This is a genomic window from Anabaena sp. 90 (assembly GCF_000312705.1).
GTDB lineage: Bacteria > Cyanobacteriota > Cyanobacteriia > Cyanobacteriales > Nostocaceae > Dolichospermum > Dolichospermum lemmermannii.
Genome location: NC_019427.1, coordinates 3,836,829 through 3,861,965, shown reverse-complemented (window position 1 = coordinate 3,861,965; position 25,137 = coordinate 3,836,829). Strand labels below are relative to the sequence as shown.

Annotated in this window: 22 protein-coding genes, 1 tRNA gene and 2 pseudogenes; 14 read left to right on the top strand and 11 right to left on the bottom strand. The window is 38.2% G+C overall.

Annotated elements, in window-relative coordinates:
- The first annotated feature begins 4 nt into the window (after positions 1–4).
- Complete coding sequence (locus tag ANA_RS16675) at positions 5–1,228, top strand: MFS transporter (protein ID WP_015081204.1); 1,224 nt, start codon at positions 5–7, stop codon at positions 1,226–1,228.
- Positions 1,229–1,474: 246 nt separating this feature from the next.
- On the opposite strand, the gene ANA_RS16670 is transcribed toward ANA_RS16675, so the two are convergent.
- Positions 1,475–1,548: transfer RNA gene (locus ANA_RS16670), tRNA-Arg, on the bottom strand.
- Positions 1,549–1,585: 37 nt separating this feature from the next.
- Between ANA_RS16670 and moaC the strand changes: the two genes are divergently transcribed.
- The 3 genes from moaC (at position 1,586) to ANA_RS16655 (ending at position 3,021) form a co-directional block, all read left to right on the top strand.
- Positions 1,586–2,080, top strand: a complete 495-nt coding sequence (moaC, locus tag ANA_RS16665) for a cyclic pyranopterin monophosphate synthase MoaC (protein ID WP_015081203.1) — start codon at positions 1,586–1,588, stop codon at positions 2,078–2,080.
- A 94-nt stretch (positions 2,081–2,174) separates the two neighbouring features.
- Positions 2,175–2,504 carry a type II toxin-antitoxin system TacA family antitoxin gene (locus tag ANA_RS16660; protein WP_015081202.1) on the top strand — a complete coding sequence of 110 codons (330 nt, stop codon included), beginning with the start codon at positions 2,175–2,177 and terminating at the stop codon, positions 2,502–2,504.
- Positions 2,488–3,021 (top strand): GNAT family N-acetyltransferase, encoded by a 534-nt coding sequence (locus tag ANA_RS16655; RefSeq protein ID WP_015081201.1) that lies wholly within the window; start codon positions 2,488–2,490, stop codon positions 3,019–3,021. Before ANA_RS16660 ends, ANA_RS16655 begins: the two co-directional genes overlap by 17 nt.
- Before the next feature lie 6 nt (positions 3,022–3,027).
- Here ANA_RS16655 and purU read toward each other — a convergent pair whose 3' ends face one another.
- From purU to ANA_RS16625, 6 genes are all read right to left on the bottom strand, one after another.
- Positions 3,028–3,882: a formyltetrahydrofolate deformylase gene (purU, locus tag ANA_RS16650; protein WP_015081200.1), complete on the bottom strand. Its 855-nt coding sequence runs from the start codon at positions 3,880–3,882 to the stop codon at positions 3,028–3,030.
- Between the two features lie 187 nt (positions 3,883–4,069).
- Positions 4,070–4,678: a DUF4340 domain-containing protein gene (locus tag ANA_RS16645; RefSeq protein ID WP_015081199.1), complete on the bottom strand. Its 609-nt coding sequence runs from the start codon at positions 4,676–4,678 to the stop codon at positions 4,070–4,072.
- Between the two features lie 28 nt (positions 4,679–4,706).
- The gene (locus tag ANA_RS16640; protein WP_015081198.1) at positions 4,707–5,378 is read right to left on the bottom strand and encodes an aminotransferase class IV; all 672 of its coding nucleotides are present in this window, start codon (positions 5,376–5,378) and stop codon (positions 4,707–4,709) included.
- A complete protein-coding gene (locus ANA_RS16635) occupies positions 5,375–7,069 on the bottom strand; it encodes a GldG family protein (protein ID WP_015081197.1) in 1,695 nt (564 codons plus the stop codon). The genes ANA_RS16640 and ANA_RS16635 overlap by 4 nt, the downstream gene beginning before the upstream one ends.
- 115 nt (positions 7,070–7,184) lie before the next feature.
- Entirely contained in the window at positions 7,185–7,997 is an 813-nt protein-coding gene (locus ANA_RS16630; RefSeq protein ID WP_015081196.1) for an ABC transporter permease, read from the bottom strand.
- Positions 7,998–8,993 carry an ABC transporter ATP-binding protein gene (locus ANA_RS16625; protein ID WP_015081195.1) on the bottom strand — a complete coding sequence of 332 codons (996 nt, stop codon included), beginning with the start codon at positions 8,991–8,993 and terminating at the stop codon, positions 7,998–8,000.
- A gap of 142 nt (positions 8,994–9,135) precedes the next feature.
- Here ANA_RS16625 and ANA_RS16620 point away from each other — a divergent pair, with 142 nt between their 5' ends.
- The 3 genes from ANA_RS16620 to ANA_RS26105 all read left to right on the top strand — a co-directional run bounded on the left by ANA_RS16620 (position 9,136) and on the right by ANA_RS26105 (position 12,432).
- Positions 9,136–11,766 (top strand): EAL domain-containing protein, encoded by a 2,631-nt coding sequence (locus tag ANA_RS16620; RefSeq protein ID WP_015081194.1) that lies wholly within the window; start codon positions 9,136–9,138, stop codon positions 11,764–11,766.
- Positions 11,767–11,892: 126 nt separating this feature from the next.
- Entirely contained in the window at positions 11,893–12,150 is a 258-nt protein-coding gene (locus tag ANA_RS16615; RefSeq protein WP_015081193.1) for a hypothetical protein, read from the top strand.
- Between the two features lie 81 nt (positions 12,151–12,231).
- The gene (locus tag ANA_RS26105; protein ID WP_371260356.1) at positions 12,232–12,432 is read left to right on the top strand and encodes a hypothetical protein; all 201 of its coding nucleotides are present in this window, start codon (positions 12,232–12,234) and stop codon (positions 12,430–12,432) included.
- A gap of 224 nt (positions 12,433–12,656) precedes the next feature.
- Here the strand turns inward: ANA_RS26105 and ANA_RS16610 are convergent, their stop codons facing one another.
- The 3 genes from ANA_RS16610 to ANA_RS16600 all read right to left on the bottom strand — a co-directional run bounded on the left by ANA_RS16610 (position 12,657) and on the right by ANA_RS16600 (position 16,876).
- Positions 12,657–13,154, bottom strand: coding sequence for a hypothetical protein (locus ANA_RS16610; RefSeq protein WP_015081191.1), 498 nt, complete (start codon positions 13,152–13,154; stop codon positions 12,657–12,659).
- A gap of 86 nt (positions 13,155–13,240) precedes the next feature.
- Positions 13,241–15,505, bottom strand: a complete 2,265-nt coding sequence (locus ANA_RS16605; protein ID WP_015081190.1) for a pre-peptidase C-terminal domain-containing protein — start codon at positions 15,503–15,505, stop codon at positions 13,241–13,243.
- Positions 15,506–15,922: 417 nt separating this feature from the next.
- Positions 15,923–16,876 carry an RsmB/NOP family class I SAM-dependent RNA methyltransferase gene (locus tag ANA_RS16600; RefSeq protein ID WP_015081189.1) on the bottom strand — a complete coding sequence of 318 codons (954 nt, stop codon included), beginning with the start codon at positions 16,874–16,876 and terminating at the stop codon, positions 15,923–15,925.
- 232 nt (positions 16,877–17,108) lie between these two features.
- On the opposite strand from ANA_RS16600, the pseudogene ANA_RS16595 reads away from it, so the two are divergent.
- Positions 17,109–18,560: pseudogene (locus ANA_RS16595) on the top strand (DUF2157 domain-containing protein); the annotation flags it as partial.
- Positions 18,561–19,604: 1,044 nt separating this feature from the next.
- Positions 19,605–20,339: a GDYXXLXY domain-containing protein gene (locus tag ANA_RS16585; protein WP_015081187.1), complete on the top strand. Its 735-nt coding sequence runs from the start codon at positions 19,605–19,607 to the stop codon at positions 20,337–20,339.
- Positions 20,340–20,559: 220 nt separating this feature from the next.
- On the opposite strand, the pseudogene ANA_RS28590 reads toward ANA_RS16585, so the two are convergent.
- A pseudogene (locus tag ANA_RS28590) lies at positions 20,560–20,745 on the bottom strand (hypothetical protein); the annotation flags it as partial.
- A gap of 100 nt (positions 20,746–20,845) precedes the next feature.
- Between ANA_RS28590 and ANA_RS16580 the strand changes: the two are divergent.
- From ANA_RS16580 to ANA_RS16565, 5 genes are all read left to right on the top strand, one after another.
- On the top strand, positions 20,846–21,163 hold the full coding sequence (locus ANA_RS16580; protein ID WP_041458113.1) for a 2Fe-2S iron-sulfur cluster-binding protein: 318 nt from the start codon (positions 20,846–20,848) through the stop codon (positions 21,161–21,163).
- 182 nt (positions 21,164–21,345) lie between these two features.
- Positions 21,346–21,516 (top strand): hypothetical protein, encoded by a 171-nt coding sequence (locus ANA_RS27150; protein ID WP_015081185.1) that lies wholly within the window; start codon positions 21,346–21,348, stop codon positions 21,514–21,516.
- A 61-nt stretch (positions 21,517–21,577) separates the two neighbouring features.
- Positions 21,578–22,618: a DUF3326 domain-containing protein gene (locus ANA_RS16575; RefSeq protein WP_041458505.1), complete on the top strand. Its 1,041-nt coding sequence runs from the start codon at positions 21,578–21,580 to the stop codon at positions 22,616–22,618.
- Positions 22,619–22,667: 49 nt separating this feature from the next.
- Positions 22,668–23,249, top strand: a complete 582-nt coding sequence (locus tag ANA_RS16570) for a CPBP family intramembrane glutamic endopeptidase (protein ID WP_015081183.1) — start codon at positions 22,668–22,670, stop codon at positions 23,247–23,249.
- 620 nt (positions 23,250–23,869) lie between these two features.
- Positions 23,870–24,940 carry an Mrp/NBP35 family ATP-binding protein gene (locus ANA_RS16565; RefSeq protein WP_015081182.1) on the top strand — a complete coding sequence of 357 codons (1,071 nt, stop codon included), beginning with the start codon at positions 23,870–23,872 and terminating at the stop codon, positions 24,938–24,940.
- Positions 24,941–25,137: the final 197 nt, after the last annotated feature.

The window sequence follows — 25,137 nt, the reverse complement described above, 5'->3', positions numbered from 1 at the left end:
TGCCGTGAAAGCCTTTGATACTTTTGACGCTGAACTGCGAAAAAACCTGCTCATGTTATTTGCAGCGGGTTTGTTTTTCTGGTCAGGTTTGGCCTCGTTATTGCCTACCTTACCCTTATATATTGAACATATTGGTGCAAGCAAACAAGAAATTGGCATTGTTATGGGTAGCTTTGCCATTGGGATGTTGCTATGTCGCCCGTCAATGGGGGCTTTAGCAGATATACGGGGTCGTAAGATAGTATTATTGATTGGAATGTCCGTAGCAGCGATCGCTCCTTTGGGATATTTATGTGTAAAATCAATTATCCCCCTTATGGTAATTCGTACCTTTCATGGCATTAGTATCGCCGCTTTTGCCACAGCTTACATTGCCCTAGTGAGCGATTTAGCACCAGAACACCGTCGCGGTGAAGTCGTCGGTTATATGAGTTTAGTTAATCCCCTGGGAATAGCACTTGGCCCCGCTATCGGGGGATTTTTGCAAGCAAGTGCTGGTTATACTCCGTTATTTTTATCATCTGCGGCTTTAGGTGGCATGGGTTTATTATGTATAATCCCCATTGTCAATCCACCTATTATCACCAAACCACATAACAGCAAAAATGATAACTTTTGGCAAATATTAACTAGTCCTCGCGTGCGAATTCCGGCCATTGTCTTATTGCTGAGTGGTTTGACTTTAGGTAGTTTGCATACTTTTATCTCCCTATTTATCAAATCAACCGGCGTTGATTTAAATCCAGGTTTCTTTTTCTCTGCTGCCGCTGTCTCCAGTTTTAGTTGTAGATTATTTAGTGGTAAAGCTTCTGATAGATATGGTCGGGGTTTGTTTGTCACCATGAGTTTAATAGCTTATACACTCTCTATCATCTGCGTTTGGCAAGCAAATAACTCTTTCATGTTCTTATTAGGAGCATTGATGGAAGGTGCTGCTTCTGGTACACTCATTCCCATGATTTCTGTATTAATGACAGATAGGGCTTTACCCCATGAACGCGGGAGAATATTTGGTGCTTCCTTAATGGGATTTGATATCGGTTTAGCTATAGCTGGTCCAATTTTTGGGACATTTGCCGAAACCCTGGGTTATCGGAATATGTTTGGTTTGACTACGGGTTTAACTGTGATAGCCATGATCATCTTCCTTACCCAGTCTAGTCGTAATATCCCTCAATCTCTACGTTTTGCCTTTGGTCGCACAGAAGATATCTATGCTGTGAAATAATATCTTCAAAAATTAGATATGGATTATCAACAACCCTTGTAGAGACGTTTCATGGAACGTCTCTACGATATTTGTCACCAAATCTCTGTTAGAAACTACCAAATAAAAAAATATCCCAAAACTGACGCAAAAACCTGCTCTATTTCTTCTTTCTCTGTGTTCTCTGTGCCTCTGTGGTTCGTTTATTCAACCCATTAAAAATGCACAAACTCCAAAAAAGGAACCTGTGCATTTTTAATTATAAAATGGGCGAGGAGGGATTCGAACCCCCGACACCGTGGTTCGTAGCCACGTGCTCTAGTCCACTGAGCTACACACCCTTGACCCACGAATTTAATAATAGCACATACTTTCCCAATGACGCAAGCTAATTTTTCAAATTCTTTTCCACTAACCCATTTGGATGCCCAAGGAGAAGCCCAAATGGTTGATGTATCCGGCAAAGTCGCCACCATTCGCCAAGCTGTAGCCACTGGTAGGGTGCGAATGTTACCTGAGACGTTCGCCGCTATTCAAGCCGGTAACACCCCCAAGGGGGACGTTTTAGCAACTGCTAGGTTAGCGGGAATCATGGCTGCTAAACAGACAGCAAACTTAATTCCCCTTTGTCACCCCTTACCCTTACAGAAAATCACTGTGGAGATTATCCCCGATGCCCAACTACCCGGTTATCAAATTGATGCCACTGTGAAAACTAAAGCGGAAACTGGTGTGGAAATGGAGGCTTTAACAGCGGTGTCTATTGCTGCTTTAACTTTATATGATATGGCTAAAGCGTTAGAAAAAACGATTCAAATTGAAGCGATTCATTTAGTTAGTAAAACAGGTGGAAAGTCTGGAGATTGGGGATAGTTGACATTTTTTGTACTAGTGGATAGACTATATTTGTTAGGACATTTGCCGTACATTTACATTTATACATCACATTTATTGTGTAGGGGCTATCATGACTCATACAGTCGCTAAAACCAGCCAAGAAAAATCGTTGTGTTCTAAATTAGAAAGATTAGAAGCCCGTGTCAGTGCACAGAATAAGGAATTGTTCCAACGAGCGGCTGATATTCAGGGAAGAACACTATCAAATTTTGTGGTTAGCAGTCTTGTCAGTGTTGCAAACCAGATTATTCAGGAAAATGAAATCATGGTTTTAAGCAGAAAAGACCAAGAAATTTTTGTAGAAGCACTGCTTAATCCACCAGAACCCAGCGAAAAGTTACGGCTTGCGGCTCAACGCTATAAAAAGAATATGGGTGTAGTAAGTGCAGTTAACAGATAATTTTGATGCTTTTAATCATTATTTAATAGAGCCGCTAGGAAAAAAGCATAACCGGGCGGCTTTTTGTTCTGGTGTTGATAAACTAGATAAATATTTCCAAGCACAAGCTGGGCAAGATGCACGTAAACGGACAGCAGCCCCATTCGTTTTAGTAGAAAAAAATTCTGGTTTAGTTGCAGGTTATTATACATTATCAGCAACACGTATTAAACTAGGAGAATTGCCCATAGAAATCACGAAAAAACTACCAAAATATCCTGAACTTCCTGCTACCCTTTTAGGTAGATTAGCCGTTGATCAAAATCATCGTCAAAAAGGTTTGGGGGAAATGTTGTTAATGGATGCCCTATATCGTAGTTTGCAAAGTGAAATTGCGACAATTGCGGTAGTTGTTGATGCTAAAGATGATCAAGCCCGTTCTTTTTATGAGCATTATCAATTCATTCGCTTTGCTGATTATTCTCATCGGCTTTTTTTGATGATGGAAACGATAGATAAGATGATCAATTCAAATTAAATAAATTTACTCAAAAACTACGGTTCTATTTCCATAGACTAAAACACGATTTTGTAAATGCAATCTTACCGCTCTTGCTAACACAATTCTTTCTAAATCTTTCCCTTTTCTAATTAAATCATTCACCTCATCTCGATGACTTACCCGCACTACATCCTGTTCAATAATTGGACCTGCATCTAAGTTAGGGGTAGCATAATGGGCTGTTGCACCAATAATTTTTACTCCTCTTTCAAAGGCGCGATGATAGGGATTAGCCCCAATAAATGCAGGTAAAAATGAATGATGAATATTAATAATTTGCGGGAATTTTTCAATAAAATCCGCGCTAACTATTTGCATATATTTGGCTAAAACTACTAAATCAATTTTGTATTCATGTAGTAATTCTAGTTGTTTAGCTTCTTGTTCTTGTTTATTGTCTTTAGTAATGGGTATATAATGGTAATCAATACCAAATTGTTCAACCACTGGTTGTAAATGGGGATGATTACTCATAATTAACGGAATTTCTGCATGAAATTCTTTAGCGTGATATCTCCAAATTAAATCAAATAAACAATGATCTTGACGACTTACCCAAATAGCAATGCGGGGAAGAGTATCAGAAAAGTGTAATTCCCATTTTGCATTTAAAGATTGAGCAATAGCATTAAAAGCGGGAGCAATTAAATCTTTTGGTAAATTAAATCCTTTTAATTGCCATTCTATGCGAGTTAAAAATAATCCAGCTTCAAAATCTGTATGCTGATCTGCATGAGTAATATTGCCACCATGATCATAGATGAAATTGGCAAATTTCGCTACCAATCCCTTTTGATCTGGACAAGAAATTAATAAAGTTGCTGTTTGTTTTGTCATTGAAAATAAGAAATAATAATTTTTGCTATTTGAAATCTCGTTCCCAGTCTCTGACTGGGAATGCTATCACAGAGGCTCTGCCTCGACTATAATTGAGAGCAGAACCTTCTAGAATTGCCCCGACTATAATGAAGGCAGAGCCTTCTAGAATCCATCCTTATACAGAGTATGGGAACGAGATTATACATTATTTATTTGTAGGAGTTGGGGAAGGAAGATTAGGTAATGGTTGTATATCAATCTTTTCTGCTGGTTGTTTCCATTCAGATATGTCTCGATTGACTGCATTTACAAAATCTTTAGACACTAACAATAAGTTCATATTTTTGTTACTATCAGCTTGAGCATATAAAAATTGATTATTAAAATCACCTTTACCTAAAATCAATTGATGGCTTTGTTGATTTTTTAGTTTAATATCAATAGTTGCTACAGGTTTATCTAAACCAAATTCTGATAATTCAGCGGATGAAATTAATACTGTTCTTTCACTTTTACCGTCAACTAATAAATCCATTAAGTAAGAAACAATTGCATCATTTGCTAGTGCTGATATGGGAGATTTGATTTCCCATTGGGGTTTTTCAGATGTATTTCTTCTTTCTAGTTGTAATGTTGTCTCCTTGATTTTAATTGTTAAAGATTGGACATCATCAGCGGTAAAAGCGAAAATTTTCTGTTTTTGGATTTTTATTTCTGTTTGCTGATTTTTTCCTTTGATTTCATGAAAGTAGACAAAACCACCCAAACCCAGGGCTAAAAGTATTAAAATCAAAGTTGTTTTTGGCAATTTCATATTGAATGTTAATTAATAAATTACCTAATTAGTGAGAAATTAAAACTGCTTCTCGCCATTTTTTCACTGAGTTAATTATATAGATGCGATTGCTATATTTTAACATTTCTATTGTCATAATTTCTTCTCTAATTTTACCTTGGTCAAGTAAATTAGCGCGAAAAGTTCCGGCTAACAAACCACATTTTACCGGGGGTGTCAGCAATTCTCCATTTAACTCCACCACAATATTACCAATAGAGGTTTCTGTAATTTCACCTCTTTCATTCCACAATAAAACATCATCACAATCAGGAAAAGCGGCTTTTGCTATTTCATAAACTTGGCGATTAGTCGTTTTATGATACAAAAATATATTAGTACAGTCAACAGGTGTGCAACACATACCTAATTTGACTAGTTCTTGATTTTTAATAGGAGATAAAGACATAGTTTGATATGTAATCTCACCATCAGAATTTAACAGTAATCGCACTTTATAAGCTTGATTTAAAAATGATTCTGCTAATTTATTAAGTTGAGTTTTTAGGCTATTTATATCAACACTAAAATCAAAGTAAATTGCTGAATTTTTCAAGCGTTGTAAATGATAATCTAAGACAAAATAACCATCATGAGCTTGCCATAATATTGTTTCTAAAAGTGAAAAATCTGATTGATTTAATGAGAAACAATCATGAATTACTAATTGATTTTTCATCGGCGTTTCCACCAAATCACAAAACCTGTTCCTAAACCAATTAAAGGTAATACAAACACGGCAGCTATTGTTAATAAGTTAGCCTGAAGAGTTGAGATAACAATCCGGCGATTTTTTGGTTCTTTAGGACGAATTGAAAGAAGTTGTTGATCTTGTTGACTTAGCCAACTAACTGAGTTTAAGAATACATCTCCATTTAATTGTTGTTCAAATAAACCATCAGCGGCAAAATTTGAGTTTCCAAATACTACTAATCTTGACTCTTTCGCAGTAGGTTGAGAATTTGTGGAAATTGGACTTGGTGAATTTGTGGGAATTGGACTTGGTGAATTTGTGGGAATTGGACTTGGTGAATTTGTGGGAATTGGATTTGATAAAGTTGTGGGAATTGGATTTGGTAAAGTTGTGGGAATTGGATTTGATAAAGTTGTGGGAATTGGATTTGATAACTTTCTAGTTAATGCTACTCCTAAAGTTAAAGGTCCTTTTAAGTCTTGACCTTCATTAAATTCTAATTTTTCACTTTTCTGATCACTTTCTGCCCAACTGCTAGGGTAGGGTTTGGTTTTCAATAAAGCCATAGACTCGATACCAGGAACAGGATCAATTTCCAAAGGACGAGTTAAGGGATATACAGAAATATTTTTCCCAAAATCTTTAGTAATAGGATGTTGTCCATATTCTGTTACTAAGATAGCAGCGGGTCCTAGTTGCAAATTTGCCCCAGAAGTGTCAATGGCCAAACGATTATCTAAACGCACACCCCAATCTTTTAAAATAGTGTCTATTTTCGGATCGGTATTAGGATCAATCATCAATAATAAGTTACCACCACGATTAAGATAATTTTGTAAAGCTATGACTTCCCCTGTCAATAATTCTTTCTTTGGTCCAGCGACAACTATAACAGTAGCATCATCAGGAACTTGTGGCTGTTCTGCTAAATTTAAAGCTGATGTTGTCAAGTTTTTATCGGTTAATCCTTGAATTGCTTGGGAAATTGCTCCTTTACTAGCTGTAAGTGGATGTTCACCATGACCTTGAAGAAAGTAAACTTTAGCAGTTGTAGAACTGGTAATTTGTTGTAAACGAGTAGTTAATTTTATTTCTGACAACCGTTCATTTTCATTAATTATCTGGACTAATTGCCGTTTGTTTTGAAATTCAAGATAAACTTCACCATAATCTTTAACACCAAATTTTTCTGCTATTCCTGGCTTTAATTGAGGATCAAGATACTCAAATTTAAATTTATTACTTTGACGATGATAGTTATCTAATAATTCTCGATCTTGAAGATTTTGTTCTTTACTGAATAACCAAACTTTCATTGTTTGGGGTAAATTACTCACTAATTCCCTTGATTGAGGGGATAGAGTAAATAATTGACTATCTGTTAAATCTAGCCGCAAATGATAGCGAATACCTAAAAAGTTAATTAATCCCAAGATAACTAATACTGATAAAGTAGCGACTAAAGCATTAGTACCAGATTGGGTAGAACGTTTTTGCCACCATTTACTTTGTTGACTTTGTATTATTATCCATAGGCTACAAATTACTAGACCTAGTATGGTTAATAATAAAGGGATTATTCCCCATTTTTCTGATATTAAACCAATGGTTAAGCCAGCAGCTAAAAAGAATGGTCCGAGCCAAAATACAAGTTTCCAAAGTTTATTTTTATTCATTAGGGAACGGGGAATAGGGGGAGTAGGGGGAGTAGGGGGAGTAGGGGGAGTAGGGGAAGTAGAGGGGAGAAAGAATTTTCCCAATGACAACTGACAACTAACAACTAACAACTAACTACTGACGTTGAAAACGAAGTGCATCAATTGATTGGGCAGTGAGAAAAATACCTAAAATAATGTAACTGGCAAATAAAATCAAGCCGCTAGTATCAAAAATTCCTTGAATCAGAGTGTTGTAATGTTTAAGCAGAGATAGATGACTCACGGCTTCACCAATTGGTCCAGGAATGGCTTTGGCAATTAAATCAATGAATAACAGCAAAATCACGACGGCAAAGGTAAGAACAGCCGATAAAATTGTACTGTCTGTTAATGAGGAAATAAACATTCCTAAAGACAAAATCGCTGCTGCTAGTGAGAGTAATCCTAAATGACCAAGTAAGGGAATTATGGGTGATATGGGTGGATTGGAACTAGATAAAGCGATCGCTTCCAATCCTATTAAGGGTAAAATCATTGTCAAGAAAAATGTTAATACCCCTAATAATTTACCCACAGCCACAGCCCAATTGGTAATTGGTGATGTGGCTAATAGTTCCAAAGTTCCTCGTTTGCGTTCTTCAGCATAGAGTCCCATTGAGAGAATAGGCAATACAAATAACATTAACCATCCCATTCTATCTAAAAATGCCCGCACAAATTCATAGGGAACATCTATTGTTGGGACGGGAACTCCCATTTGTTGCCCTTGTAAATCATAGCTAGAAACTGTGACTAAAATTCCTTCTGGTCCTAACAAAATCATCACGAAAAATAAACCAGCTAAAAACCAAAATGCACTAGCTATTCCATAGGCTAATGGGGAAACAAAATAACTCTGTAGTTCTCGACGATAAATGGCAATAATATTGGCGATGACTATACCCATTTATGCAGTTTCTCCTTCTTCAATTTCTGAAGTTATCTCTGGTGGTAAATGCTTTTCTGCTGTAGTTAATTCTAAGAAAACATCTTCTAGTGTGGCATTTATTCGCCGCATTTCATATAAATCAAATCCAGCCCGAATTAAAGCCGCCGTAATTTCTTTTCCTGGTTCTATTCCTGGCTGTAATATGACCCGTAAGCAAGTATGATTTTCTGATAATTGCTGATGGTTAGGCATTAATTCTACTAAACTTACACCGGATATATTTTGCAGCATTTGTTTAGCTAAAGCTGCTTCTCCACCGATTTCTAACTCATATCCTGCCCCAACTGTTAACTGTGTCATTAAATTTTCTGGGGTATTAGTTGCAACTATTTCCCCCCGATTAATAATGGCAACTCGGTTACAGGTCATACTCACTTCTGGGAGAATATGAGTAGACAAAATTATAGTGTGTGTTCCTGCTAAACTTTTAATTAAGTTCCGCACTTCGATAATTTGCCGGGGATCAAGACCAACAGTAGGTTCATCAAGAATAATTGCTGGGGGATCATGAACGATCGCTTGGGCAATCCCCACTCTTTGCCGATAGCCTTTAGAGAGTTTGCGAATAATGACTTTGCGCTTGTCTTCTAAGTTACAGCGCTTAATGGCTGCTGTTACTTTTGTTGGGCGATCGCCTGAAGAAACTCCCTTAATCCGAGCAACAAAGTGTAAAAACCCTTCCACCGTCATCTCTGGATATAATGGCGGCGTTTCCGGTAAATAACCAATTCGCTGCCGCACCAACAGAGAATGATCATGGACATCATAACCCGCAATCTTCACTGTCCCACTGGTGGCAGGTAAATAACCGGCTAAAATTCGCATAGTTGTGGTTTTACCAGCCCCATTAGGACCCAAAAACCCCAAAATTTCCCCCGGTTCTACGCTAAAGGTAACATCCGTAATTGCCGTTGTCGAACCGTAAATTTTACTCAGATGCTCAACTTCAATCATTTGCCCAATCACCAATCATGAGAATACCCACATAATCTTAGCTTCTGCTCCCTGTTCCCTGTTCCCTTTTTTTGCAATAATTCAGAATATAGAAAAATTTTTACGTAGATTATTCAAATACATAAGACTTTAAGGAAAAGGTATGGAAGGGAATGAGACAGAAAAAATTCGCCATTTATTAGTTGTCCAAGATCCAAAAGGGCAGCGCACTCTTCCCTTGCTAGAAGCAACATACTCTCTAGGAAGGGATTTAAGAAATGCTATTGTTCTTTATTCTCCGTCTGTATCCAGACAACACGCGATTTTATTAAGGGTAACAATCCCCAATACTGATCAATATGGGTTTAGGATTATTGATGGTAACTTCCAAGGGAAAAAAAGCACTAACGGTTTATCTGTAAATGGCCATAAATGTCTTCATCATAATCTTCAAAATGGAGATGTTATTGCATTTGATAGTCACACTCAAGCTAAATACTATGTAATTACTAATCTTTCAAAGCAAATATTTTCTGAGTCTTGTGGAACTGGTGACTTGTCTAATTTCCTTTCTGGCAAGGTAAATTCTCTTTCTCACGTTAGTAAAGCTATTATGGAAAATATTAATTTTGAAGCTGCTAGTGAGACAGCTTTAGCCCGCCTAGCTTCTTTTCCTGAACTTATTCCTAATGCTATTATTGAAATGGATTTAGCAGGAAGAGTAACATATCTAAATCCGGCAGCAGTGGCCCAATTTCCGAACTTGAGGCAGATAGCTCAGGAACACCCAATTTTGACCCAATTATTAACAGCAGTTAAGAATCAAGCGCAAAATTCCTTTGTCCGGGAAGTAACAGTTGGTAACCAAATTTTTGAACAATCTGTTCATTACTTACCTGAAAGTAATTTAATTAGAACTTTTATTATTAGAGAAATTACTGAGCAAAAACAAGCTGAACTAGAACTAAAACAACGCGATCGCCTATTACAAGCAGTAGCGGAAGCGGCAAATTATTTATTAGCAGAAATGAACTATGATCTAGCTATCGAAAAAGCACTGGCAGCATTAGGAGAAGCTACCAATGTAGAACGAGTTTATCTATTCCAAAATCATCCCCATCCAGTGAGCGGAGAAATGTCCATTAGTATGCAGTGTGAATGGATTAAATCTGGTGCAGAAACTCCCCACTCCCATTGGCAAAATCAGTCTTATCAAACCCCTGGATTAGAACGGTGGTATAGCAAACTTTTTCAAGGTGAGACTATTAGCGACTTTACCCAAATATTTTCCTCGGAGGAACAAAAACTGCTCATGGGAGATAATATTAAATCCCTTCTATTTGTACCGCTAAGATTAGAAACACAGTTCTGGGGCTGTTTGGGTTTAGTTGAATGCAAATCAGAGCGTTATTGGTCAAAACATGAAGAATCTAGCCTGATCACAATGGCCGCAAGTATTAGTGGCGCTCGTCAACGTCAGCAAGTAGAGGAAAAGATCCGCTATCAGGCCATGCACGACTTACTGACTGGACTGCCCAATCGGTTACGATTCAACGATATCCTCAACCAAGGCATCCAAAAAATAATTCAGCCAGAGGAAAGTATTGCCGTGATGTTCCTGGATCTGGATCGCTTTAAAATTATCAATGATACTTTGGGGCATACAGTCGGAGATGATTTATTAAAAATTGTCGCCCAAAGAATCAGAGACACAATTAGAATTGAAGATGTTGTGGCTCGTTGGGGTGGTGATGAATTCACTATTTTCTTACCACGAGTAACTGAAATTCCACCCATTATCCAAATAGCTAAAAATATTCTCCAGACTTTAGAAGATGCTTTTTATATTAACGGACATGAACTTTATATTAGTTCTAGTATTGGCATAGCCCTATTGGGTAAAGATAGTCCTGATGCCGAAACTCTCATTCAACACGCAGACGCGGCGTTATATTATGCTAAGAATCAAGGCAGAAATAATTACCAATTTTATAAAGAATCTCTCAGTCAAAAAAATCCCGAATTATTGAAGTTAGAAAAAAATTTACGCCATGCCATAAAACGCGAAGAATTGATGGTTTACTATCAGCCTCGTGTTAATATTACCACGGGTAAAATTACAGGCATGGAGGCTTTATTGCGTTGGAATCACTCAGAAATGGGTGTAATTTCTCCCGCTGTTTTTATTCCTCTAGCGGAAAAAAGCGGTTTAATTATCTCTATTGGTGAATGGGCATTACGTCAGGCTTGTATACAAAATAAAGCTTGGCAAGATGCAGGATATCAACCAATTACAATTGCCGTTAATCTTTCTCCTGGGCAATTTCGCCAACCTAAGTTAGTAGAAATATTAACTGATATTTTAACAGAAACTCAACTAAAACCAGAATTTTTAGAATTAGAAATTACGGAAACTACAGCGATAGCCGATATCAATTTCACGACAACTGCACTCCAAAATTTAGCAGAAATGGGGTTACTTTTGTCCATTGATGACTTTGGTACAGGCTATTCTTCCCTAAATCGCTTAAAAGTCTTACCATTCCATAACTTAAAAATTGATCAATCTTTTATCAGAGAACTAACTACAGATCCAAAAGTTGCTCATATTATCCAAGCGATAGTTACCCTAGGACAATCTTTAGGATTGAGATTAATCGCTGAAGGTGTAGAACATCCCGCAGAATTAGAGTTTTTACGCTCGATTAACTGTGATGAAGTCCAAGGATACCTATTATATCGTCCACTGTCAGTTGAACAAGCTACAGAAGCTTTGAAAAATGAAAATAAATAGTTATAGGTGGCAGGCAAAATTAATTATATAAAAGATTTGGATTTAATGTAGGGGTAGCGCCCCCGTGCCTACCCCGTGCCTACTAAAATAAGTGAAAAGATAACTTAGTCAGGAACAGATGAAATCATGAGAGTTTGGTTTGTATGCTTTTTTGTTCTGTTTGCATTCGCAGAGTTTTTTAAGTGGTTACAAGGTTTTTCTGTCCCATTACCAATATATATTTTAGGGGGGGCATTTTTAGCTGTTGCCTCTAACTATGATCAGATTTTTGGTTATAACCTCAGCAATATTTCTACAATCAACCCGGTGGAAATACCCCAGGAAATACCTAAGTTGGAATCAGCAGCAAATTCAACCCTAATTTCTTTAAAGACTTTCAATTAAAAAAATATCCCAAAATTTCTTGTAGTGCGGGCATACTATGGCTAACGCCACGCTGCGCTATCGACAAGCTCAGTACAAGTCTTGCCCGCTAATAATAAAAGGACGATGTTAGATACTGGCTTTACAGGTTTTCTAGCAATTAATAAACAAGATTTAGAAGGACTATATTGGCAATTTCTTCGTAAAAAGGTGGTTGGAATTTTTGCCTTTGGTGGTGAATTTTCAAGTTGGTATTTTGACTTTGGGATAATTACAATTAGCTTATTAAGTAGGGTTTGCTGAAAAAGTTATCTGTGACGGCTAGGAGTCAGGAGTCAGGAGCGATGCCCTGAGCTTGTCGAAGGGTCAGGAGGAACAATTAGAAGAAGAGAAGAATAGTTTTGAATCTGGTCAAGTGATAGGTTTTTGCTAATTTCAACCCTTATTCCTTGCACCTGATTCACCTTTTTCACCTTGAAACTCTTGATATATCTAAGTTTTAGCTTTATTAAGCAAGCCCTAAGTAGCTAATGTCTATCTACATCAACAGCTTCAGATTCAATTTTATTAACCTCTTCTCCGATTTGATAGGTAATTATTGCCTTTACTTGATCTTTTCCAGCATAGCCGATTTTATTAGTTAGATGAATATCAATTACCGAATTTTCTAAAGGTTTTAATTCAATCCGTTTTGGCTGAAAACTAAAAGATTGTAATTTATGATCAGAAACATTACGAACTTCAATATTTTTAATGATCACCGTTTGATTGTTCATCTGATGATTTTCTAAGCTGACAAATACAGTCGCAAAACCAATATCGCGGTTAGGTTGGGGAGGAATACCTAAAGGTGGTAATTTATTCTCCTGAGACAGTAAAGAAACCTTAATCATAACTTTCTTATTAACAGCCTTTGACTGTAAGTGTGACGATGGTTGACTGTGAAAATCTCTAGGTAAATAATGACAACAATCCACCATACTATCAAAACTTAATAAACTAAACAACAATAATAATGGTTTCATCCCTATCACCTGATATTATTGAAATCATGATTACATCAATAAACAGCAGTACAAATAATTAATATTCGTACTGCTGCCAATAATGTCTAGGTATTAGACCACTCAATAATACCTCTCAAAGAGACTAATTGACTCCATGTGACATCAGCATGGGTAGAACCCCAAGGATTCCGTAAGTGGAAAGTTTGATTAGTGGCATTATAAGATGTAATGGTGTAAGCATGACCATCAACAACACCATAACCAGCGCCATAGACAAAACCCGCTGTTAACACCTGATTAGAATTAACCAAATTAATCAGTTGAGTTTGAGTCATATTGCCGACAGATTGGGAAGTAGCACTTAATCCCGTTACCTGGCGAATTACTGTATCCATCCAACCACCTTCTATAGCTGCATAGGAGTTATTTTGAGTACCACTGTAAGTACGACTCCAACCAGATTCAGCTAATTGGGCATAGGCTTTTTCTGCTAAGGCTACCCAAAGTTCATTGCTAGTGGAAGTAACAGAGCCTCCACCCCAACCAGCATAAGCGGCATAGTTTCCATAGGTTGGTAAGTAGCGATCTACTGTGACATAATCAGCTACACCGTTGTTATAAAAACGCACAGTGAATGTATTATCACCATTGTCCGTAAACATATTCTGAATGTACTCAGGTTTTTCCTGGGCAATAGAAGCCAAAGTTGCTACATAATAGCAATCTCCCACCGCTCCTTGGTAAATATCATCAGCACTAGCACCATTTTGGAACAGAGAACCACTAGCATAACTATAGATATAACCTGTATCGGGGCGATCAGTACCTAAGAACCACTTACCAATCAGATTTTCCATTTGGGTATCACTACTATCGGCAAACAAGTTACCAAAACCGGAACGAGTGTTAGCTGCATCACTATTGGCAATCTTATTAGACAGGACTTTCACGGAATCAGCCATAGTGAAGAGGGTAGAGTTACTAACAAGAGTCCGTAAGTCAGTTAACTCACTGGCATCAATTACACTACCATCTTTAGCATCACGGAAAATAGCAATCATGTCATTGCGACTCAAATTACCATCAGCAGCTAAGGAACGGGTTAAAGTGGTAATTTGAGCATCTACTAGATTTTGAGTATACCAATCTGTCGGAGTGGGAGTTGGAGTGGGAGTTGGAGTGGGAGTTGGAGTGGGAGTTGGAGTTGGTGTAACCTCAGTGGCATTTAACGACAAGCTGTAAGTAGTATCACCACTATAGCGATTTACCCGCGCATAATAAGTACCTGCACTCAACTGACTAGTAATGGATTCAGAAGTAGTACCATATATAGAACTGGAAATTACAGTACCAGAACCATCGAGTAAGTAAAGATCTACATCAGCACTCAAGCCTGTTAAATTCAAATTCACATTAGAGGGTGTTGTGACATTGAAACTATAGTAATCGTCAATATCAACACTTCCTACCCAATCACTAAAACTTTGAGTTGCTGTTAATGCACCAACATCACGGGCTGTAGCTAGGGTATTTCCCGCATTATCAACAGGAAGAGCAGTAGCAGTTAACGACAAACTGTAGTTAGTGTCACCACTATATTGATATACCTGCACATAATAAGTACCTGCACTCAACTGACTAGTAATGGATTCAGAAGTAGCACCACCATTCTCAGAACTGGAAATATACCCACCAGAACTATTGAGTAATTGAACATCCGCATCGGCACTCAAGCCTGTTAAGTTCAGACTAAAGTTACTTTGTGTTCCCACATTGAAACTATAGTAATCGTTAGTATCAGCACTTCCTACCCAGTCACTAAAACTTTGAGTTGCTGTTAATGTCCCAACAGCACGGGCTGTAGCTAGGGTATTTCCCGCATTATCAACAGGAAGAGCAGTAGCAGTTAACGACAAACTGTAGTTAGTGTCACCACTGTATCGGTATACCCGTACATAATAAGTACCTGCACTCAACTGACTGTTAATGGATTCAGAAGTAGTACCACCATTCTCAGAAGTGGAAATTACACCACCTGAACTATTGAGTAACTTAACATCCGCATCGGCACTCAAGCCTGTTAAGTTCAGACTAAAGTTACTTTGTGTGCCTACATTGAATTTATAGTAATCGTTAGTATCAGCACTTCCTACCCAATCAGTAAAAAGTTGACTTCCTGTTAATGTACCAACATTACGGGCTTTAGATCGGGTATTTCCAGCATAATCAAGAGGTGCATTTAACGATGGAAGTTGCTGTGAACTATACTCTGTTAGACTAGAACTTAAAGGATCTTTATCCAGGTAAGTTGAGGAATTGCCCAATCCTGATAAAGAGGAATCAAAAGACTTTTCAGAACCATCAAACATAATGCGCTCCTAAATAATTTATGAAAATCTTGATTACGTAGGGTGGGCAATGCAGACTGTATCCAGATTCTAGTGGGCAATGCTCATCTTGGGTGTACTTCAAGAGTGAAATATTAGTATCACTGAGAATCTAGGATAAACTACTGCTTTTGTGGAGGATATTTTGACTAAACTGTCACTTTCATTACATAAATATAAAATGATTTATGTTAACTTGACTACGGTACAAAATACTATTTTACTAAAAAAATTATACTAAATTGTGCGATAATTACGCAAAAATGACGTAAAAGCCTTGATTTACCTGATGACGACTGATTTTAATTTGTAAATCTTAATACTTATTCGTGCTTCTGCGTGAGAAATAAAATGTCAATCACACGCAGGTGGGCTTTATTCGGATAGCATCCAAGAATATTACATATTTTGATATCTCCACATAGCAGACATAGTGTCTAAATCAATCCCGTTCATATCACCTGCCGCCGTATTTTTAAACAACGCCGTAAAAGCACCAGCACCCAACCGATATTGAGGAAACATCCGATAACAAGGAATACTAGTTAAACGAGATTGAAAAGTAGATAAATGCTCAACTTCCACCGCTTGAAAATGCGGAAAGCGTTCTAAAAACCATTCACAAACCTGCTCATTTTCTTCAGCAGAATAAGTACAAGTCATATAAGCCAAATAACCTTGAGGGGCGACAACTTGGGCAGAATTAGCAATAATGCGTTTTTGGCGATTGGCACTTTTATTAATTGAAGTCGAGTGAAAACATCCCGGTGCTTTCTCATTTTTAGCTAGTAAAGATTGCCCAGTACAAGGTGCATCAACCATCACCAAATTACTCGAAGCCGGCAACAATTCTGCAAAAATACTCGAATCTCTATTTACTACCCCACTAGGTTTAATTTGACAACGTTTTAAATTAGAAATTAGCATTCCTAACCGCTTACCAATCACCTCATTAGTAATTAATAAATCAGGTTTTAAAGCCCTCCAAGCAAACACACTTTTACCACCAGGGGCAGCACACATATCAAAAACTACAGATATTGATTCGGGAATTGCCAACAAAACCGAAGCAGAAAATACCGAAGAAAAATCTAAACAATAAAAATGTCCTTGTTCATGAAGAGAATGCTTACCTGGTTTTTCTCCTAAAGATAACCGGTCTACAAAATGCGGTTGCCAATGTGTTGGTGTTTGCACATTAAAAGGCGAAATATCGGGTTTATCTTGACACCACAGAATACAAGGTGCAAAAGGTTGAGGATGAACTAAAGCATCAATAAACTTTGTTTGTTCATCTACATTTGCAAATAACTGTCGCGTAACTTTAAGCAATAAATTAGAAGGTTTTTGCATATTAATTTCTACCAAATTAAATCAGAAGAGAAACTGTTACATGAGAACAATGCAATCAATATATTTGGCTGCATACTAAAAAGACATTGACCGATATTCAAATGGCGTTTGCAAAGTTCGTCCGGTATGGCTTCTGGCTTTTGGCTAGAAGCTAACCTTGTTTTAATGCTTGTCAAACTCATACCAAATTAAGATCTTAGATTTGGTATTCCACTTATGTACCGGAGAGGTCATGATATTTAACAATTTTCAGCAAAAACTCCGCCAAGAATCACAACGTTGGCGAGACGAAGGAATTATTAATTCTTCCCAGTATGACCAAATAGCCAAGCGGCATCAATTTAATAAGATAGAAGAATCTACCCGTGATAGTTTTGGTGTCATTGCCATTGTCATTGGCGGTTTACTATTAGGCTTAGGTTTAATGACCCTTGTGGGCGCAAATTGGCAGGGTTGGTCACGGGATGTTAAGTTTATCTTGTTAATGAGTTTATTTCTCTCCACAGCCATTACTGGGTTTTTGACTTGGCGAGAACCTACACTTACCACAAATCAGGGTAAAAAATCTCAAGAGGGTAAACGGGTACTCGGAGAAGCATTGTTAATTCTCAGTGCTTTTATTTTAGGGACAACCCTCATGTTAATGGGGCAAATATTCAATATTAGCGGTTCAGCTTCTGAGTTATTTTTAGCTTGGGGGTTTGGAGTGTTAGTCATGGCTTATAGTCTTTCCCTCAATTCCTTGGGAATTATGGCCATTGTCCTCATTCAAATCGGTTATTGGATAGGAATTGGTAATTTAGGATCTGAATCTGGGGAACTGACTTGGGCGCGGTTAGCTGTGCGCCATATGCCCTTACTATCATGGTTACTGTTTGTTCCCTTAGCTTATATTTGCAGATCCCGGTGGATTTTTGGCATGGGAGTTCTGGCATTTATTATATCTTTGCAATATAACCTCAGACCTTTACCACTCTTAACATTTTCTGATCTAGTTTCTTGGATAGCTTCCTTTGCGTTGGCTTTACCACCTGCCTTACTTTGGAGTTATGACGATTTACTTTTTCCCACAGTTAATTATAGATTGTTTCAACCCCTGGCACGTAATTTAGGCTTGATTTGTTTTGGGGTAGTTTTTTATCTTTTATCTTTTCGTTCTCAATGGGAATCTGTAGACTCTAGTAGCAGTTTATTATTTTTAAATCCCTTCGATCAAACTAGTAATTTATCGAATGTATTGCCATCTTTGCCCATTATTGATTTAGGAATTCTCAGTGGTTTGGCAGTGTTGCAATGGTTATTTCTAATTCGTCAAAGCAACAGTCCACTTCGTCGGGAAGTATTTTTCAGAATTGGCATTATTACTACTTTTTTGGGTTTCATTCTGATTACTCCCTTTTGGCATCAAGCTATCACCAGAATTACTGAACTAGGCATTTTTATCTTCAACATTTTGTTGGCAATATTAGCCTGGGGATTAGTTCAAGAAGGGTTAAAATTACGGAAAAGAACCGCCTTTTGGTGTGGTATATTATTATTTACCTTGCAAATTATCAGCCGGGTTTTAGAATATAATACTGAGGTTCTTTTCCGGGCTTTAGTATTTGGTATTTGCGGTTATTCTCTCATTGCAGCCGGACTTTGGTTTGAAAGTCGTTTTACTACTTCTAAAACTAGTAATAGTGGTGGTAGCGGGAATAGCGGAAATAGCGGTAATAGTGGTAATAGTGGTGGTAGCGGTGGTAGTGGTAATAGTGGAAATAGCGGTGGTAGTGGAAATAGCGGTGGTAGCGGAAATAGCGGTGGTAGCGGAAATAGCGGTGGTAGCGGAAATAGCGGTGGTAGTGGGAATAGCGGTGGTAGCGGGAATAGCGGGAATAGCGGAAATAGCGGGAATAAAAGTAGTAATGGAGACAATAGCGATAACAGAGGTGATAAAAGAAGCAATAGTGGGAGTGATTACAGAAGTAGTAGTGGAGACAATAACGATAATAGAGGTGACAAAAGAAGCAATAGTGGGAGTGATTATAGAAGTAGTAGTGGAGGCAATAACGATAATAGAGGTGACAAAAGAAGCAATAGTGGGAGTGATTGGAGTGATTATAGAAGTAGTAGAGGAGACAATAGCGATAATAGAGGTGACAAAAGAAGCAATAGTGGGAGTGATTATAGAAGTAGTAGAGGAGATAATAGAGATGACAACAGACGTGATAACAGAGGTGATTAATGGGATAATTTTCAATCAGAATGAAGACATATTCATCAAGAATAATTCAGCAGTTAAAACAAATTAATAGGGGATATTCTGCCGGATATTGCTACATTACTCGCACAAAATTAGATTTTGACTCTTACTTTCTTTCTCCTGACTCGGTGACTCCTGAAGTCTTGCTATATAGGGCTTGCTGAATAAACCGAAAACCTAGATAGATTAAGAGTTTCCCGGTTAAAAAAGTGAATTAGGTGCAAGGAATAAGGATTGAAACCATTAAAAACCTATCATTTTCTGAAATTTGAGACTATTCTTCTCTCCTTCTAATTCTTCCTCCTGACTCCTGACTCCTGACTCCTGACTCCTGACTCCTGACTCCTGACTCCTAGCCCTCACGAAAAGACTTTTTCAGCAAGCCCTATATAAATCTCTGCGGATAAATTCCTATCTAAAAATTAGCAGTAATGGGAAAAGTATTTTTTCCGATTATCTATTACCAATTACTAAATTAATCCCATGAAAAATGACTTCCCTGAATCAAAAAAAACCTCAACCCCAGAAATGCAATTTTCTGAAAAGTTAACTTTTCGGGATTATCTTATTGCTACAGAACAGAAAGCTAATAAACCTTTACCGATTTGGCGATTAATTGCCCCTTTATTGGTTCAAGTAGGTTTAATTTTGGCTGTACCTTCTCAAGCCATGTATACAGACATGACTGGTAAGACGGTAATTTTGCAAACTGTAGCTATAAATCCTAATGATGTTGTCCGAGGTTCTTCATTGAACTTGGATTATAATATTTCTCGTCCCGAAACTTTGAGAAGATTACCAGGTTGGAATAATTGGTTGCGAAGAAATTCCCGCAGAGGTAGACAAATTTCCCAAGGAAGTACCTTATATCTAATTTTGCAAGAACGACAATCTTTTGATAGGAATGAACTCCAATCTTGGAAACCTATCCGAGTAAGTAGTAATCGCCCTGTTGATTTATCTAATAATCAGGTAGCTTTAAAAGGTAATTATCAAAACGGTTTAATTAATTATGGGTTGGAAAACTATTTCATTCCTGAAGAACAAAGACAACAGATTAATGAAGATATTTCACAAGTTCAGGAAAACAGAAATGGTAGACAACAACCAATTTTAGTGAGGGTAAAAGTAGATCCTCAAGGTAATGCTATTCCTACGGGTTTATCCATAAGAGATGCGAATGGTGAACGTGGCTATCGCAATTATCGTTTTCAATAGGATTAATCTGTCAGAATCATGATTTACAAGATTTAAGGATTTACAGGATGATAGAAAAAATTCCCAAATTTTATCAACCCAACAACAATCAAAAATCCTGATTCTGACATTTTCACTCTTTTTATTGAGAGAGTGAATTGACACTCCCCGGTCTAAAGACACTGGGATTCCTGGTTCAACGAGGCCACTTAAACCAGAATCCTGGCGTTATCTAGTCCAAAAGAATATAATCGGCTTTTTTCGCCTTTCCCCGGCGTGTTTGATTCCCTTGAACATAAATCCAACCATCAGTAAAATATACCTGTTCTCGGACTTGCTTGGTGATATCCCACCCTGAACGCACCAAAGCAGGTAAAATATATTTTGTACAAATATCCTGTTCTGAAAGTTCGCGTTTATCAGTTATCTGTCATTAAAAAAGATAAACTTTCTCAGATCAGACAAGATTGCTATATATGATCAAGTAGAATAAGATGTTTGTCTGTTGTCAAAAATTGCTGCTATATATGTCCAAAACTTACACCGTAGAAATTAACCACCAAGGTACAACATATACTCTGCAAGTTCCTGAAGATGAAACTATTCTCAACGCCGCCTCAGCTACTGGTTTAGACCTACCAACTTCTTGCGGCGCTGGTGTTTGTACAACTTGTGCGGCTTTGGTTACAGAAGGAACTGTAGAGCAAGCAGATGGTATGGGTGTAAGTCCAGATTTGCAAAAACAAGGCTATGCACTACTTTGTGTTGCTAAACCTCTTTCTGATTTAAAAATTGAAACAGAAAAAGAAGACATCGTTTATCAAGCACAATTTGGGAAAGGGTAGTACCGCAGGGCGGAATTAAAAATTAACAATTAAAAATTAAAAAAGCAGATTGTATAAGCTTTTCATGAATTTTTAATGGTTAGTTGACTTACGCCGTTGTGTACTAGGTAAATAATTGATAATTACCAATCCCTAAAAAGTTTCTGTATTCTCAAAATCACAAATACAAAGGATTTAGAATCATGACAACTCACTTTATTACCGCCGAAATCGAATTACAAGAAACCCCCACAGAATTGGAAAAAGCCATTACAGCCGAATTACAAAAACAAGGTGAACCCCTGCGTTGGTCTATTACCGCTGTTAACGAAGAACAACAAATCGCAACAGTAGAAGCCGTAGTTACCGCTTAAATTTCTTCTTTGCGTCTTTGCTCCTTAGCGTCTTTGCGCGAAACAAAAACCTGTGATACCCATTCAAAAACCATACACCGTAATTTTAATTATACCCACCGGCATTGGGGCAGCGATTGGCGGTTATGCTGGTGATGCCTTACCAGTAGCTAGAGTTATATCACAGGTATGCGATCGCTTGATTACTCACCCCAATGTCATGAACGGTGCAAGTTTATACTGGAATATTCCCAACGCTTTCTATGTCGAAGGATATGGTTTAGATAAATTTGCGGCTGGAGAATGGGGCTTACGTCCTGTCCGTAGTAACAGAGTCGGGTTACTTTTAGACCAGGCTATTGAACCGGAATTAATGCTGCGACACTTGCAGGTAGCCGACGCAGCCAGAGCAACCTTAGGATTAAATATTACAAATCATGTGATTACTGACGCACCGCTCAACGTAGAATTACGAACTTCTTCATCAGGTGCAAGTTGGGGAACAATTGGGAATCCTGATAGTTTATTACGGGCTGCCGAGAAATTAATTATAGCAGAAAAAGCCGAAGCGATCGCAGTTGTTGCCCGGTTCCCGGAAGATATGGACGAAACCGCAGTCCAAAACTATCGTCAAGGTCAAGGAGTAGACCCTCTAGCCGGTGCAGAAGCCGTCATTAGTCATTTATTAGTTCGTACCTTTAAAATTCCTTGCGCCCATGCTCCCGCCCTTTCTCCCGCCCCTGCGTCCCCCAATTTATCCCCTCGTGCAGCGGCTGAAGAACTAGGCTATACTTTCTTACCTTGTGTTTTAGTTGGTTTGAGTAACGCCCCGCAATTTATCATTAATACAAAAAATTACAATTCTTTGTCCACTGATATCTGGGCAAATCAAGTTGATGCTTTAATTATTCCCGCCACCGCTTGTGGAAATAGTGCTTTATTGAGTGTAAGTCATAAACAATGTCAAATAATTACAGTCGCAGAAAATAAAACTTTGATCCAAGTTCCTGCTTCTATGTTAAAAATTCAAACCTTACAGGTAAACTCATATTTGGAAGCAGTAGGCGTATTAGTCGCTCATAAAGCAGGTATCAATCCTTCCTCATTAACAATTAACAATTAACAATTACTAACCACCAATGACCAATTACCAATTATTTTTCTAAAATCCTGTGATTGAACAAAAAAATCAAGAACCAGAAATCCCCTACTTAACACGCACCCAAGTCTTAGTAGCAATGGGTGTAACCGCAATTATTCTCTGGATAGTTGCTAAATTATGGTTACGTTGGGGCGATATCATCCTTTTTAAATGGTACTGGCGCGAACAAGATTTATTATTAGGAATTAGTTTAGGTGTAATTATTACCATATTAAGTGGTTTAGCTTATCGCCTTTCCCCTCCCTATCGCAAAAGCGCCGATTATTATCTAGAAATGGTTCTTAAACCTCTAGCTTTACCAGATTTAATCTGGTTAGGATTACTTCCCGGTTTAAGTGAAGAATTATTATTTCGGGGTGTCATGCTACCCGCTTTAGGTGGAGATCATACCGCTGTGATCGTATCAAGTCTTTGTTTTGGAGTTTTGCACCTTAGCGGTCACCAACAATGGCCTTATGTAATTTGGGCAACTATTATTGGTATAATCCTTAGTTATAGTGCCTTATTAAGTGGCAACTTGTTATTACCAATAGTTGCTCATATTGTGACAAATTGGCTATCTAGCTATTTATGGAAAATCCAAAAACTTTAGATATGGCTGGTAGCAGCCAATTCCTCCCCAGATTTTTGTCAAACGAGTCAATCCCATAAAAAATCTCTACATGATAGCTGCTTTGATTTTTAAGGATTGTCGAGCTTTTAGCAATAGGCAAAATTAGGAAACCAATGACCAATGACTAATCACCAAATAGAACGAAAGGCACGGAAGCCACTTGGCAATAGATGCGTGGAGGAAGTGCCAACGGCGAATTTATTCGCCGTGACATGATAGAATTAATTAGCAAGTAGGAATAACCATCAACGCCAAGAAGTGTTTTATTAAGGAGAAACCCCTGATTTATCTCGTCTCGGCATAGCCGTAGCCTGGGTAAACAAGCAATGGTAAATCATGGAGCGTTTAACATTAAAAACTGATGGACTCACAAAAGCAGCAAAAAAATCAAAAGTAAGCGCAATTGCAATACCTGTTGTACTGGTAGTTGCCTTGAGCGTCTAGGAGGATAATTGACTATCCTTTTTAAGCAGGTTTTAAAGAATCTGCGTGTCTTTAGACCGCAGAGTGTCAACAACTGCCCCAATAAAGTTAAGATTCTAGTATCTGTCAATGAAAATTTTTTAAGCTATATAGTAAGCGGCAACGGTAAACACATTATGTATGATGTCCTAGATTCCCACGCAGTCCTGGAAGTATTGCGACCAGTAGAAGATCCAGAACTTCGCAAAAGTCTGGTAGAACTGAATATGATTCGCAACGTCAAGATTGACGGTGGCAAGGTTAGTTTCACTTTGGTGTTAACCACTCCCGCTTGTCCTTTACGGGAATTTATTGTTGAAGACTGTAAAAAAGCTGTTAAAAAACTCCCTGATGTCACAGATGTAATTATAGAAGTAACAGCAGAAACACCCCAGCAAAAAAGCTTACCAGACCGGAATGGCGTACCTGGGGTGAAAAATATTATTGCTGTTTCTAGCGGTAAAGGTGGCGTTGGTAAGAGTACAGTGGCTGTAAATATTGCCGTGGCTTTAGCGCAAACTGGGGCAAAGGTCGGTTTATTAGATGCAGATATTTATGGACCAAATGATCCCACAATGTTGGGTTTGAGTGATTCCGAAATTAATGTCCGTTCTACAGAAGCAGGAGACATCCTCGAACCGGCTTTTAATCATGGTGTCAAGCTGGTTTCAATGGGCTTTTTGATTGATCGAGATCAGCCAGTAATTTGGCGCGGTCCCATGCTGAATGGTGTGATTCGTCAGTTCCTCTATCAAGTCGAATGGGGAGAACTGGACTATTTAATTGTGGATATGCCCCCTGGGACTGGAGATGCTCAATTAACTTTAACCCAAGCTGTCCCCATGGCAGGAGTAGTCATTGTCACCACACCACAAACTGTAGCTTTGTTGGACTCCCGAAAGGGGTTGCGGATGTTCCAGCAGTTAAATGTCCCAGTTTTGGGAATTGTGGAAAATATGAGCTATTTTATTCCCCCAGATCAACCAGATAAGCAATATGACATTTTTGGTTCTGGTGGTGGTTCCAAAACAGCCGCAGAATTGGGAGTTCCTCTGTTAGGATGTGTACCATTAGAAATTTCTACCCGGATTGGCGGTGATACTGGTGTGCCGATAGTAATTGGTGAACCCAACTCAGCCGCAGCCAAAGCCCTAACAGCGATCGCTCTCACTGTAGCAGGTAAAGTATCAGTTAATGCTTTGACATAAGATCAGGAGTCAGGAGTCACCGAGTCAGGAGTCACCGAGTCAGGAGTCAGGAGTCAGGAGTTTAGAAGAAGGAAGAAGGAAGAAGGAAGAAGGAAGAAGGAAGAAGGAAGAAGGAAGAAAATTTTCCCCTACTTCCTCTACTTCCCCTACTCCCCCTACTCCCCCTACTCCCCCTACTTCCCCTACTCCCCCTAACT

Bases quoted from the DNA above. Each gene is read 5' to 3' on its own strand.
- ANA_RS16565 (WP_015081182.1), top strand. From the start codon at position 23,870: ATGTATGATGTCCTAGATTCCCACGCAGTCCTGGAAGTATTGCGACCA.
- ANA_RS16615 (WP_015081193.1), top strand. From the start codon at position 11,893: ATGAGAGTTTGGTTTGTATGCTTTTTTGTTCTGTTTGCATTCGCAGAG.
- ANA_RS16640 (WP_015081198.1), bottom strand. From the start codon at position 5,378: ATGAAAAATCAATTAGTAATTCATGATTGTTTCTCATTAAATCAATCA.
- moaC (WP_015081203.1), top strand. From the start codon at position 1,586: ATGACGCAAGCTAATTTTTCAAATTCTTTTCCACTAACCCATTTGGAT.
- ANA_RS16625 (WP_015081195.1), bottom strand. From the start codon at position 8,993: ATGATTGAAGTTGAGCATCTGAGTAAAATTTACGGTTCGACAACGGCA.
- ANA_RS16645 (WP_015081199.1), bottom strand. From the start codon at position 4,678: ATGAAATTGCCAAAAACAACTTTGATTTTAATACTTTTAGCCCTGGGT.
- ANA_RS16630 (WP_015081196.1), bottom strand. From the start codon at position 7,997: ATGGGTATAGTCATCGCCAATATTATTGCCATTTATCGTCGAGAACTA.
- ANA_RS16620 (WP_015081194.1), top strand. From the start codon at position 9,136: ATGGAAGGGAATGAGACAGAAAAAATTCGCCATTTATTAGTTGTCCAA.
- ANA_RS27150 (WP_015081185.1), top strand. From the start codon at position 21,346: ATGACAACTCACTTTATTACCGCCGAAATCGAATTACAAGAAACCCCC.
- ANA_RS16605 (WP_015081190.1), bottom strand. From the start codon at position 15,505: ATGTTTGATGGTTCTGAAAAGTCTTTTGATTCCTCTTTATCAGGATTG.
- ANA_RS16660 (WP_015081202.1), top strand. From the start codon at position 2,175: ATGACTCATACAGTCGCTAAAACCAGCCAAGAAAAATCGTTGTGTTCT.
- ANA_RS16600 (WP_015081189.1), bottom strand. From the start codon at position 16,876: ATGCAAAAACCTTCTAATTTATTGCTTAAAGTTACGCGACAGTTATTT.
- ANA_RS16610 (WP_015081191.1), bottom strand. From the start codon at position 13,154: ATGAAACCATTATTATTGTTGTTTAGTTTATTAAGTTTTGATAGTATG.
- purU (WP_015081200.1), bottom strand. From the start codon at position 3,882: ATGACAAAACAAACAGCAACTTTATTAATTTCTTGTCCAGATCAAAAG.
- ANA_RS16580 (WP_041458113.1), top strand. From the start codon at position 20,846: ATGTCCAAAACTTACACCGTAGAAATTAACCACCAAGGTACAACATAT.
- ANA_RS16585 (WP_015081187.1), top strand. From the start codon at position 19,605: ATGAAAAATGACTTCCCTGAATCAAAAAAAACCTCAACCCCAGAAATG.
- ANA_RS16635 (WP_015081197.1), bottom strand. From the start codon at position 7,069: ATGAATAAAAATAAACTTTGGAAACTTGTATTTTGGCTCGGACCATTC.